Raw genomic sequence first — 12,301 nt, forward strand, 5'->3', positions numbered from 1 at the left:
GGCGCGGCGTCAGGACGACGCCGGCTCCTTCTCGACGAAGGGCCGCATGGCGGCCGCGAGATGCGGCGCGATGAGGCTCTCGACCGTGTTGCGCTTCTCCTCGGCGAGCTCCGGCCGGCCCATCAGCCCGACCTCGTGCAGCCAGGTGCCGACCCACTGCAGCGGCCCCTCCTCCACGGCGAGGTCGGGGCGGAACGGGACGAAGCGGGTCTCCGCCTCGGCGATGGCGGCGAGGTCGATGCGGCTGTAGAGCGGCTCCCAGTTGCCGCCGCCGGTGTCGAGACCGAGAAACCAGTCCTGCCCGAAGTCGAGCGGCAGGTCGGCGACCTTGTCGAAGCGGAACATGCAGAAGCCCGCCCACAGGAACCAGCGGCTGCCGATCCGGCGGACCTGACCGTAGCAGTCCTGGGTGGCGAGCGGCGCGAACGGATCGTCGGCCGCGGTCGGGAACAGGTCGTCGTCGATGAAGCCGAAGGCCGCCGGCGCCGCCGGCCGGATCAGGTTGTGCCAGGTCCAGTTGAGGGCGAGGCCGTGCGAGCGGCTCGGCGCCTTGCCGGTCCACGGATTGCGCGGAAGCTGCAGGTAGAAGGCCCCCTCGGCCTCGGCGACGTGGCGGATCCGCGCCGCCGTCTCGTCGTTCGGCGAGTTGTCGACGACGACATGGACGACGCCGGGGACGTAATGGCGGACCAGCGCGATCTGCCAGCGCGCCGCGTTGACGTCGGCGAAGGCGATCGTCACCAGCACGTTGCGGCCGGCGATGGCGCGGGCGATCGCGGCGAGGTCGCCGGCGGCCGCCGGCCTGCGGCGATAGCCGGTGTCCACGGCGCGATAGCGCGCCGTCTTGAGGGAATGCATGAGGGGCCGCAACCGGGCCCACTCACGCCAGGAATAATCGAACATCGCCCGCGGCATGCTTCCTCATACGGAATCGGGCCCGATTGCGCCAGCCTCGGCTGCATCGCACGATGCGCGGCTGCCCGCCGGGCAGGGTCGTCGCCGCCGCATGGGGCGTTTATAGTAACCCGGCATGACGGTGAGAGTTTCGGTGGCGATGCCGGTCCGCGACGGCGGACCCTTTCTGCGCGAGGCGCTGGACAGCGTGCTCGGGCAGACGCGCGGCGATCTCGAGCTGATCGCCGTGGACGACGGGTCGACCGACGACACCCCGGCGATCCTGGCCGAGGCGGCGCGGCGCGACTCGCGGGTGCGGGTGCTGTCGACCGGCGGCCGCGGCCTGGTGGCGGCGCTCGAGATGGCCGTCGCGGCGGCACGCGGCGACTGCCTGGCCCGGCTCGACGCCGACGACGTGGCGATGCCGGACCGGCTCGCCCGCCAGCTCGCCGTGATGGAGGCGCGGCCCGGCCTCGGCCTGCTCGGCTCCTGGGCCGAGACGATCGACGCGGCCGGCCGCCCGATCGGCCGGCTGACGCCCGAGACCGACCCGCAGCGGCTCGCCGCGCTGCTGCAGCGAACCAACCCGTTCATCCATTCCTCGCTGATTCTGCGCACCGATCTGGTCCGCCGGCTCGGCGGCTACCGGGCCGCCTTCGAGGCGGCCGAGGACTACGACCTGTGGCTGCGCATCGCCGAGGTCGCGGAGGTCGCGAACCTCCCCGAGCCGCTGATCCGCTATCGCTGGCACGGCGGCAACGTGACCAGCCGCAAGGAGGTGCGCCAGTGCTTCTCGGTGCGGCTGGCGCAGTGCGCCGCTGCCGCCCGGCGGGCCGGCGGGGCCGACCCGGCCGCCGCCCTGACGGAACCGCCCGACTTCTGCGCCCCCGGCTGCGAGGCGACCTTCTTCGCCGACGACGCGCGGCTCTACCGGGTGCTGGTGCTGGCCGACCCGCAGGTGCCGCCGCCGAGCGGCCCGCTCGACCTCGCGCCGCTGCTGCGCCCGTCGCCGCCGCTGACGCATCGCGAGCGCAAGCTCGCCCAGAAGGCGCTCGCCGCCCTGCTGACCCGCCCGGCGATCGCCGGCGGCATCGGCAAGGCCCGGCTGCTGTGGCTCGCCGCGCGCCTGCATCCGGCCCGCGCCGCGGCGCTCGCCTGGCGGGCGCTGGCCGGCCGGACCGGCTGATGCCGAATCCGGCGGCGGCCCCTCAGGCGGCGTCCGCCGGCGCGGCGGCCCGCGCGGCGGCGGTGCGCAGGATCAGGTCCGCCGCCACCTCGCGCCCGGTGTAGAGCTCCGGCCGGACGCCGTAGGCGCCGCCGCCGTCGGACCAGACGGCCCGGCGGGCCGGGTCGGCCGCGGTCGCCAGAGCGGCCGCGAAGGCGTCGGCGGCGAACGGCTCCGGCAGGACGAGCCCGGCGCCGGCCGCCGTGACATGCTCGGCATAGCCGCAGACCCCGGAGGCGATCACCGGCAGGCCGTTGACCACGGCCTCCAGGATCACGGTGCCGGTGGTGTCGAGCCGGGCCGGATGCACCAGGAGATCCGCCGCCGCCATCACGGCCGGCACGTCCTCGCGATGGCCGAGCCAGAGGATCCGCTCGGCGACGCCGTGCCGGCGGGCGAGGCCGATCACGTCGCGCGCCGCCCTGTCGGTCGCCGCGAGCCCGGCGACCAGCAGCCGCGCCTCGGGCCGACCCGCCAGCGCCGCGACGGTGCGATCGAGCCCCTTGGTCGACGGCTGCACGCCGATGGTCAGCCACGCCGTCTCGGTGCCGAGGCCGAGGGAGGCCCGCAGGCGCTCGCGGGTGCCGTCGCGGCGCAGCTCCGGCCGGCGGCGCGCCGCCGCCACGGTCGGCGGCAGCACCGAGATGCGCGCCGGCTCGGTGCCCCAGGCGGCCCGGTAGGCCTCCGCCTGCGGCCGTGCGAGCAGCACGAGGCGGGTTCGCCGGCCGGGCGCGAAGGCGCCCGCCTCCAGGGCGCGGAACGCGCGGTAGCGCGGCAGGAGAGCGAGCCAGGGGCTCCGCGCGATGCGGGCCGCGATCGACGGGTCGGCGCAGTAGAGGAGGTCGAGGCCCGGCATCTTGTTGAAGCCGACCACGGCGTCGAAGCCGCCCGCCACCGCGGCGACTCGGTCGGCGAAGGCCGCCTGGACGCCGTGATTGGTGCGCCCCGGCGCCGGCAGCAGGCGCACCGCGAGATCGTCGGCGAAGTCGCCCGCGGCCCGCTCGGTCGCGAGGATCTCGACCGTGGCGCCACGATCGCGCACCAGGCGGGCGAGGCTCAGGCAGTCGCGCTGCAGGCCGCCGCCCGGAAACAGCCTGACGATGGCGAAGGCGATCCGGGCGCCGCCGGCATCGGCCGCGGCGACGACCGTATCGGCGCTCACCGCCATGCCGGACGCGGCAGCTTGGCGAGCAGCCGGTCGCGCAGCGCTCCGAGATCGAGGCTGATCTCGCGATCGAGGCCGCGCCCGGTGTAGATGGCGAACAGGCCGAGCCCGATCGCCCCGAGCAGCACCGGATAGAGGAGGTAGAGCGCGATCGGGGAGCTCTGCCCGATCGCCATGCAGGCGAAGCCGAGGATGCGCAGGCCGAACACGCCGGCGACCACCACCGCGGTCGACATCATGCGGCCCTGGCGGGTCGAGCGCGGCGTGCACAGCAGCATGTAGGCGATCACCACGAAGGCGAACGGATAGATCGGTGCGACGAGGCGGTCGTGCAGCTCGACCCGGAACTGGTTCGGCGAGGTCTTGAGGAGCTTGTCGTCGGGATCGGGGAACAGGAGCTCCCACAGGTAGCGCTCGCGCAGCCCGAACGACACCCGCGTCGCCACCGTGTAGGGCGACAGGTCGAAGGCGTAGCGCTCGAACTTCACCATGGTCGGATCGCGGTCGGCCATGCGGCGGCGCTGCACCCAGCCGTCGGTCATCACCAGATAGGTGCCGCGGCTGGTCTGCACGATGTTGCCCTGGTCGGCCAGGATGGTGGCGCGCTCCTTCGGATCGCGGAAGTCGTCGATCAGGATGCCGCCGAACTGGCTGTCGCTCTTCTTCTCGCGGATATGGAAGGTGAGGCCGCGCTCGATCGACGTGAAGGTGCCGGGCCGCACGATGTTGGCGACCACGTCGGCCCGCACCTTGCTGAGCCGATCGTTCATCTCGCGCTGCAGGAACGGCGACAGCCACACGGCGATCACCGCCACCAGCGCGGAGACCACCAGGGCCAGCATGACGAAAGGCCGGAACAGCCGCCCGGGCGACACGCCGGCGGCGCTCATCACCACCAGCTCGGAATCGCCGTTGAGCTTGGTGAGCGTGTAGACGACCGCGATCAGCATCGCGATCGGCGCCAGGATCAGCATCAGGGTCGGCACGATCAGGCTGGTGATGCCGATGAAGGTCAGCACCGTCTGGCCCTGGCCCGTGATCAGGTCGATCTGGCGCAGGATCTGGGTCACCCAGATCACCGCGGTCAGGCTGAACAGGACCAGCAGAAACATGTTGAAGCCGGTCTTGAAGACGTATCGGTCGAGCGAATCCATCGGGTCTCGTCGCGGGCCCGGCGCGCCTCGGCCGGTCGTTCCCTCTGGCCGATCTTATAGGCGATGTCGTGGCGCTTGGCACGCGGGGGGCATCCGTCCATCGTGCGTGCCCCGGACAAGGCGCGACAGGCCGAAGGCTCGACGCGCCGCAGAACCTGGGCCCGGCTTCGGCGCGTCGGACTTCCCCCGGGTCCCGGCTCGCGTCCGGCGCTGCGCGCCGCACCGCGTCCGGGACACGGGATCCCGTCCGGGCTGCCCGTCTACGCCGCCGTCCGGACCAGCGTCGCGCAGGCCTTCAGGTCGGCGACGAAGCGGGCGTATTCGCGTTCCTTGTCGGCCTTGTCGCGCAGGCGCAGGAGGTACGACGGATGGACCGTCACCACCACGGGCTCGCCGTCGCGGCCGGTCAGGCGCTCGCCCCGGACCCGGCCGATGGTGACGCTGCGGCCGAGCAGGCTCGCGGCCGCCGTCGCCCCGAGCGCGACCACGAGTTGCGGCCGCACCAGGGCGCGCTCGATGTCGTTCCACCAGCGGCAGCGCTCGATCTCGTGGGCGTTGGGCTTCTTGTGCAGCCGGCGCTTGCCGCGCGGCTCCCACTTGAAGTGCTTGACCGCGTTGGTGACGAACACGGTCCGGCGGTCGATGCCAGCGTCCAGGATGGCGCGGTCCAGCACCTTGCCGGCCGGCCCGACGAACGGACGGCCGGCGAGATCCTCCTGGTCGCCCGGCTGCTCGCCGACCAGCATCAGCCGGGCCCGCGCCGGCCCCTCGCCCGGCACCACATGGGTCGCGTTCGCATACAGCGGGCAGCGCGTGCAGGCGGCCTCCGCGTCGCGCAGCGCGGCGAGGGTGGTGATCGTCGGATCGGAGCCCATGCCGGATCAATCGCCGGCCGCGAGTCCCGGTTCCCGGCGCGAAAACGGGTTTGAGGCGCGGGCGCCACGCCTTATCTGTCGTCCATGCCCGTGTCGGACCCGCCTTCGCCGCCCGATCCCGCCCTGCTGCGCATCGACACCGAGGCCGACATCGATGCCGGCCTCGCCCACCTGCTCGCCGCCGATCCACGGCTCGCCGCCGTGCTGGCGGCCGGCGGCCGCCCGCCGCTGCGGCGCCGGCCCGGCGGCTTCGCCGGCCTCGCCGCGACCGTGCTGGGCCAGCAGCTCTCCACCGCGAGCGCCGCCGCCATCGGGGCGCGGCTGTTCGCGGCGATCGACCCGTTCGAGCCCGAGGCGGTGCTGAAGGCGCGGCCGGACCGGCTCGCGCGAATCGGGCTGTCGACGCCGAAGATCAAGGCCATGAAGGAGATCGCCCGGGCGCTGCGGGACGGCGTGCTCGACCTCGACGCCGTCGCGACCATGACGGCCGACGAGGCGCATGTCGCGCTCGTCGCCGTGCACGGCATCGGCCCGTGGACGGCCGACAGCTACCTGCTGTTCTGCCTGGGGCACGCCGACGCTTGGCCGGCCGGCGACCTGGCGCTGCAGGAGGCACTGCGGCTCGCCTTCGCGCTCGACGCCCGGCCGACCGCCCGGCAGATGGTCGCGCTGGCCGAGCCGTGGCGGCCGTGGCGCGGAGTGGCGGCCTTCCTGCTGTGGACCTATTATCGCACCGTCAAGCAGCGCGATCCCGTGCTGCCGGCCCCGCCCGTTCCGGCGGATTGAGGAGACTGCCCGTGGCACCAGCGCTCGACGGCCCCCGCCTGGAGCCGCGGTCCCGCAAGCCGGCGCGCCAGCTCGTCGTGTTCCTGCACGGCTACGGGGCGGACGGCAACGACCTGATCGACATCGGCCGGATGTGGCAGGCGGCGCTGCCGGACGCCGCCTTCGTGTCGCCGCACGCGCCGCGCCCCTGCGGCCAGGCACCGGTCGGCCGCGAGTGGTTCCCGCTCACCTTCCGGGAGCCGGGCGAGCGCTGGCGCGGCGTGAAGGCCGCCGCCCCGGGGCTCGACGCCTTCCTCGACCAGGAGCTCGCCCGGCACCAGTTGCCGGACTCGGCGCTGGCGCTGGTCGGCTTCAGCCAGGGCACCATGATGGCCCTGCATGTCGGGCTGCGGCGGGCCGTGGGGCCGGCCGCGATTGTCGGCTATTCGGGCATCCTCGTGCTGCCGGACGACGGCGGCGCCGAGGCGGCCGCGGCGGTGGCGCCGGAGGTCCGGGCCCGCCCGCCCGTGCTGCTGGTGCACGGGTCCGAGGACGACCTCATCCCGGTGCAGGCGCTGCTGATGGCCGCGAACGGCCTCGCCGCGCTGGAGATTCCCGCCGAGTGGCACATCTCCTACGGGATCGGCCACGGCATCGACGAGGACGGCCTGCGGCTCGGCGGCGACTTCCTGGCGCGCCGCTTCGCCGGCCGGTGAGGCCGGCCGTCCGAAACCGCACCGATTCGGCCGCATCGAGCCGCCACGGCGGTGTCCGCCGACCATTCGCGATCACGAATTTTCCGTGCACTTCCGCCAGTCTTCACAAGGCTGTCACGGCTGCCTATAAGATACGGGTGCTGGTTTGCTGCGCTGCAGCGGTCCCGCGCTGCGGCGCTCCGACAACGAGATGGAGGGGCGTTGAACGCTCACACGTCACCGAGCGGATGGCCGGTCCTGGTACTGAACGCGGACTTCCGTCCGCTGAGTTACTATCCGCTGTCCCTGTGGTCGTGGCAGGACGCGATCAAGGCGGTGTTCCTCGACCGGGTGAACATCGTCGCTCATTACGACAAGGCCGTGCACAGCCCCACCCTGGAGCTGCGCCTCCCCAGCGTCGTCTCGCTGAAGACCTTCGTGAAGCCGACGACGAACCCGGCCTTCACCCGGTTCAACGTCTTCCTGCGCGACCGATTCTCCTGCCAGTACTGCGGCAGCCACGACGACCTGACCTTCGACCACGTGATCCCGCGCTCGCGCGGCGGCCAGACCACCTGGGACAACGTCGTCACCGCCTGCGCGGCCTGCAACCTGCGCAAGGGCAACAAGACCCCCCACGAGGCCGGCATGAAGCCGGGTCAGTTGCCGTACCAGCCGAGCGTCAACCACCTGCACCGCAACGGCCGGCTGTTCCCGCCCAACTACCTGCACGACTCCTGGCTCGACTACCTCTACTGGGACACCGAGCTGGATCCGTGAGAGCCCGTTTGGAAATTGAAGCGGCGGAGTGATCGCGACCGTGATTCAAGCTGTCCATGTCGGCAGGAGCTAATCGCGGCCGGATGGCGGAAATCGAGAAGAAAACGCAGCGTAATCCGACGGACCTGACGGACGAAGAGTGGTCGCGGGTCACACCGCTGCTTCCGAAGCCGGGGCGGACGGTCGGCATCGACGCATCGAGCTTCGCGAAATCCTCAATACCAACGACTGCTTGGTCTAGCAGGATGTTGAAATTCGGACTTCGGTCGTTCCGGGGCCGGCCGAAGGCCGGAGCCCGGAACCCATGTTCCCGGTCTTGCCGCAACAATTCCGACCGGGGTTATGGATTCCGGACAGACGCTTCGCGGCTGCCGGAATGACGAGGAGGGATTTTCAACAGCCTGTTAGGAACTCGACAATACCCGTCAGGAGAGGACAGTATTTATGCTTTCAACTTGCTTCGGCATAACACAGACTCGATAACCTTCAAACACCTTACTGAACATCGACTCAAAAGTTCTCTTTTTTCGCAAATCTGCCAAGTCCCGCTCAGATGTTCTAACAATAATTATATTGCCGACCTTTCCTTCTATGTCCAGCCCGGACCAAGAATTGTTCACAAATTCTCGCAGTTCTCTCCAGAACCGATATGGCCCGGCAGTACTATAGCCTTGAGTTATTGTTATGCGGCGAAGCCCCGCCATACTAGCAATCCAACCTGTTGTCCATCCGCCGCCAGCGAGAAAAGAAGTCATCTGCATTGGCCACATCTGAACTACCGCCCAAGAATTCGAGGCGCCCATCCACATTTGCGATTCAAGAATGCCATTCGATTTTCGGCGGACTACTCCACCAGGGAACACGAGTTCGAACAAATCCGTGACGTACCGTTCCCCTCTGCACGTGCCTTGAGTTACTCCATCTTTGTCTTTCAAAATATTCAAGTAAACCGGCCTGCCATTCATGCCAACAACATTGCGCATAAATAAATCATCGCCAAGTGGCGCAGCGGCGCTCTCGGCGATCTTTGAGCCGGCCCAGAGACTGTGATGCAAAGGCACGCTTACTAGACTGGACCTGACTCGAACCTCCTTTCCATCAACATCGAAGAGGAGTTCGGCGTCTCTTCCCGGACAGTTAACCCCCTTGAATATCCCTACGCACCTCATTCCAGGCAAAAGCTCGCGAAGCGGAATTCGCGACAGCAATAATAAAAGATCGGCCTCAATGTTGCTGTTCAGTCCACCCATAAACTGTTGAAGGTCGGCTTCATTTATGCGGGGCGCTTGTAACCGGGGCGCCCCTCTTGCTTGAGCGAACTGACCTGCCCAAACTTCGTTCCATACAGATATGGCAAAGAGCCTCCTTGCATTCCGGCGCGCCGTATCGTCGGTCGACAGCCGCTTGTCTCCCTGAGCAACAGCCTCAAACAACAATCGTCTGCTTGCATTTTTGTGGTCGCGATCCTCTTCAGAATACCAATGCCGAGCAGAAATCGTAAGGCTGCCAACAGTGATATCGCTGCGCAAGCCGCGCTTGATGTCTCTCAGTTCACTCCTCAATTCAGAGGCGCGTGACTCGGGGATGTAGTCCCCCAAAACATCAAGTCCCCATTCAACGATTGTCTTGTACACAGTCAAGTCATCAGACAAATATCGTCTGCTTACACCGTGAGCTAACGACCATAGCGCAAATTGCAGCTTAATCTCACGTTTATCCAGCGCCTGAACTCGATCGAGTACTTCCATCAGAATGCGTTTAAGCTTCAATCGATCTCCAGTGCGCGCGATATTTATCCATTTTTCATATACGTCCGCAATTTCTTGATGGCCAACATCTTCTCCTAACATCATTCGATTCCAAGAATCCTCTACCGTCAGTCGGGCAATAAGCTCTCGCACCTCCGTTGGTGGGGCAAAACTTTTCCAAAACTCCGATCCTCCACTATTGTTCAAATTGAAGGCTCGCTTGAAGATATGTGTAGACGCGTTAAGTCGACCCCGCGCATCCTTGTATTTATCGAGTTCCATAAAGACGCGCTTTTCAACCCAAAAAGCGGTTTCTCTCGCCGTGGATAACTCGGGATTCTTTGCTAGTGCACCCAGGAGCGTTGAGGTGACGAAACAAAAATGTTCCATGGAGTGGTCAGAAATTGCATCTGCCTCCCCAGCCCGATTCTTACCCCAAGATCCAAGGATTGCAACTATCGCGTTCGTCCCTACTAGCGCCATGTAGTCGACGGTCACCTGAAAAATCGAGCCGTCGGAGTCTATGTTAAAGGGGTTCCCACCTAACACGGCCCGCTTACGAAATACCCGCAATAGCAGTCGTGCAGGCCAAAATTTCTCAACGCCCTCTCGCCCACGCACCGCCTCATGTAAGAAGTGCTCGGCAGTTTCAAGTCGTGCAAGTCCGGCACTACATTTGTCATCATCGCGGTCGTGATAGGCAAGCCGAACGATAGCACGTACTTTCAGAGCAAGGATCTGGTCTGTCGATCCAAAGCGCTTCTCCAAAAGCTCTAGATCGATTAAGAGCCTATCAAGTAACGGGCGGGGTATTATGGCTCCATCCGGCGGGTTAAGCGCCACGACTGCCCGGCCAAGAATCGAACTTGCCTCAGAGGAATGATCACAAATTCGCTTGTAAAGCGCAGTCGCGCTTTGATAGAGTTGGAGTCTTTGCTCTATTGCAGTCACTTTATCGTTTTTTGCGCGACGACTTAGGGTGTTCGCTGCAAACACTCCCAAAGAAATTGCGTCCTCAGGGAGGGAGGTTAGGCGTTCAAACAGAGTCGCTACGCGCCTGGCAATATGCAAGGACGATTTTCTAAGCTTTTCGCCTCGGAGCGCCTCCACATTCAGTCGAATCTTTTCCCGCCAAAGTGCGTCAATTTCTATTCTAGAACTGTCCTCAACGAGGACCTCGCGTACAGCTTGATCCAGCATCAAGCACCAGTTTTCGGCGATTTTGGCGACTCGCTCTATAGAATCATTATTAAGGTGCTGTCGCCGACGAACGGCAAGTCTTGACAATTGGTCGATCGCTCGGGTGAACCATGCAGAGGCTGACTTTTTGACGTTCCTTCGATTACCGGCATTTTTGAGGATTGTAAAAAGGGCATGTACAAACTTAAATGATACCCTTGCTGCGCTAGGATCGCCACTTGTCTCGGCAATGTCTAATGCTCTTGTTATTCTGCGTATAGAGACTTCGACTATGTCCCAACGTCGATCGTCCAATGTCGAATGTAAAAGATGATCTATGGCTCCTATCAAAAGATCGGCGCCAGCCAGGTCGATTGGGTCGTTGGGCACTCTTTCAGAAAGTCTTGTGTACACTAACCAGCCGGCCTCTTTCTTGAGCCAGTCATGCTTGTCCTCAAGCCACTGCATGCGCTTTTCGACAGATTCCGAAAAGAAGGCATGCATTCTACACATTCCTGGTTGATCCGGACTTTCTACAATTGAAGATGCATTGAACACACGCCTATAGGACGACAATGAAACGTTTACTCGCAGCCCTTCAACGATAGAACGAAAGTCCTCGCTGTTGAACTCGCCAATTCTATTTAGCACTCCGAGGCACGCCTGCTCGTCATTGGTCCAACAATCAAGAAGCCGCTCGTTTAACTCATCACGCGCTCCGGCGAGGTCCCCAGAACGTACGGGCATTTTTTCTAAGACGCGGATACGGGCAAGACTCGTTCTCTGCGTAATCAAATATGGTATGGACGAATCTTTGGCGATTAGTCGACGTACTTCTGGCGTTAGATCAGGGAATTGGGTCAAATATTGTTGGGTCTCAGTGTCCGAGAATTCGCGGATAGAAACTTCTTTGATCTCGCCGACGAATCGGTCGTCGGAGCGCCTTTGCGAAGATAATTCGTAGTCTCTCCACCAAAGAGGGCGGACACGAGAAAACATTACCAACAGGGACATGCATGGTCGCTGAAACACTTGCTCAATGATATCCGAATGAGCAACGTTGAACCGACCATCTTCAGATGCCTGCAATGAATGGTAATTATCGATAAAGAATGCAACCTTGGCGCTTGGCCTCAATCTCAACTCAAGTTCTATATCTTGCCAAAAGAAGGTAATTAGGTGCTCCCTCAGATCGTCAACGGTCTCCGCCTCTAAGGCCTTCAGATCGGGGTATCTTAACAGTGTGGTGGTGCGCCGCACGGAATCAAAGGCGGGTCGGGCAAAGCGCTTTACCCACTTGTAATCGGCAACTCGTTCGGAAAAATCATCTCCGATATATTCGCGTGCTGTATCAAGGGCCCCGTCTGATCCGAGAGTGTCAATTCCTTCCTCAACCATTTTCGCGACGCGTCGTTGTATGGCTTTGTCGACGCGCGTGGTGAGTGGGTCGATCTTTCGCCATATTAAATCAATGCAAAAGTCAAACCTGTCGAACGCGAAATTTAATTTCCGAAGCTGGGCAGCCGCGCTTCGAAATGTGAATTGATCTCGCAGGCGCCAAAGAAACTCTTCGGGCGTTCTGAATGCCTGCAGGTCGAAGCAAGAGTAAAATAAGTCTGGATATTTCGGGCAGACAACTTTGATCAACTGGCGATTTAGCGTCGTCTTTCCGTAGCCTCCGTCGGCTCGATACAAGAGTATGGCGGGTCGCGTTCCGTTTTCTATCCATTGCTCAACTGGTCTATAAAGCTCTGGACGCGGAATTAACCCGATTGGACTTGAATTCTGGAGCATCGTATGCTGCCAATCTGTTTCGTGAGA

General features: G+C 64.3%; 9 protein-coding genes. 4 read left to right on the plus strand and 5 right to left on the minus strand.

The genetic code is table 11. The features are described from left to right. Nucleotides 1–9: 9 nt before the first annotated feature. The gene (locus J2S22_RS19140; protein ID WP_272775268.1) at nucleotides 10–858 is read right to left on the minus strand and encodes a hypothetical protein; all 849 of its coding nucleotides are present in this window, start codon (nucleotides 856–858) and stop codon (nucleotides 10–12) included. Nucleotides 859–1,030: 172 nt separating this feature from the next. On the opposite strand from J2S22_RS19140, the gene J2S22_RS19145 reads away from it, so the two are divergent. Beyond that, the gene (locus J2S22_RS19145) at nucleotides 1,031–2,080 is read left to right on the plus strand and encodes a glycosyltransferase (RefSeq protein WP_272775269.1); all 1,050 of its coding nucleotides are present in this window, start codon (nucleotides 1,031–1,033) and stop codon (nucleotides 2,078–2,080) included. Between the two features lie 22 nt (nucleotides 2,081–2,102). On the opposite strand, the gene J2S22_RS19150 is transcribed toward J2S22_RS19145, so the two are convergent. The 3 genes from J2S22_RS19150 to J2S22_RS19160 form a co-directional block, all read right to left on the minus strand. Then, a complete protein-coding gene (locus J2S22_RS19150) occupies nucleotides 2,103–3,287 on the minus strand; it encodes a glycosyltransferase family 4 protein (protein WP_272775270.1) in 1,185 nt (394 codons plus the stop codon). Further along, nucleotides 3,278–4,438, minus strand: coding sequence for an LPS export ABC transporter permease LptF (gene lptF, locus J2S22_RS19155; RefSeq protein ID WP_272775271.1), 1,161 nt, complete (start codon nucleotides 4,436–4,438; stop codon nucleotides 3,278–3,280). Before lptF ends, J2S22_RS19150 begins: the two co-directional genes overlap by 10 nt. Nucleotides 4,439–4,698: 260 nt before the next feature. Continuing rightward, nucleotides 4,699–5,313, minus strand: coding sequence for a UdgX family uracil-DNA binding protein (locus J2S22_RS19160; protein ID WP_272775272.1), 615 nt, complete (start codon nucleotides 5,311–5,313; stop codon nucleotides 4,699–4,701). A gap of 90 nt (nucleotides 5,314–5,403) precedes the next feature. Between J2S22_RS19160 and J2S22_RS19165 the strand changes: the two genes are divergently transcribed. From J2S22_RS19165 to J2S22_RS19175, 3 genes are all read left to right on the plus strand, one after another. Beyond that, complete coding sequence (locus J2S22_RS19165) at nucleotides 5,404–6,099, plus strand: DNA-3-methyladenine glycosylase family protein (protein WP_272775273.1); 696 nt, start codon at nucleotides 5,404–5,406, stop codon at nucleotides 6,097–6,099. Between the two features lie 11 nt (nucleotides 6,100–6,110). Beyond that, entirely contained in the window at nucleotides 6,111–6,794 is a 684-nt protein-coding gene (locus J2S22_RS19170) for an alpha/beta hydrolase (RefSeq protein WP_272775274.1), read from the plus strand. A 201-nt stretch (nucleotides 6,795–6,995) separates the two neighbouring features. Further along, complete coding sequence (locus J2S22_RS19175; RefSeq protein WP_272775275.1) at nucleotides 6,996–7,553, plus strand: HNH endonuclease; 558 nt, start codon at nucleotides 6,996–6,998, stop codon at nucleotides 7,551–7,553. A gap of 425 nt (nucleotides 7,554–7,978) precedes the next feature. On the opposite strand, the gene J2S22_RS19185 is transcribed toward J2S22_RS19175, so the two are convergent. Continuing rightward, nucleotides 7,979–12,274 (minus strand): hypothetical protein, encoded by a 4,296-nt coding sequence (locus J2S22_RS19185; RefSeq protein ID WP_272775276.1) that lies wholly within the window; start codon nucleotides 12,272–12,274, stop codon nucleotides 7,979–7,981. Between the last annotated feature and the right edge of the window lie 27 nt (nucleotides 12,275–12,301).

Origin of the sequence: Rhodoplanes tepidamans, from assembly GCF_030813915.1 — a bacterium.
Lineage (GTDB): Bacteria > Pseudomonadota > Alphaproteobacteria > Rhizobiales > Xanthobacteraceae > Rhodoplanes > Rhodoplanes tepidamans.

Bases quoted from the DNA above. Each gene is read 5' to 3' on its own strand.
- J2S22_RS19140 (WP_272775268.1), bottom strand. From the start codon at position 858: ATGCATTCCCTCAAGACGGCGCGCTATCGCGCCGTGGACACCGGCTAT.
- J2S22_RS19145 (WP_272775269.1), top strand. From the start codon at position 1,031: ATGACGGTGAGAGTTTCGGTGGCGATGCCGGTCCGCGACGGCGGACCC.
- J2S22_RS19150 (WP_272775270.1), bottom strand. From the start codon at position 3,287: ATGGCGGTGAGCGCCGATACGGTCGTCGCCGCGGCCGATGCCGGCGGC.
- lptF (WP_272775271.1), bottom strand. From the start codon at position 4,438: ATGGATTCGCTCGACCGATACGTCTTCAAGACCGGCTTCAACATGTTT.
- J2S22_RS19160 (WP_272775272.1), bottom strand. From the start codon at position 5,313: ATGGGCTCCGATCCGACGATCACCACCCTCGCCGCGCTGCGCGACGCG.
- J2S22_RS19185 (WP_272775276.1), bottom strand. From the start codon at position 12,274: ATGCTCCAGAATTCAAGTCCAATCGGGTTAATTCCGCGTCCAGAGCTT.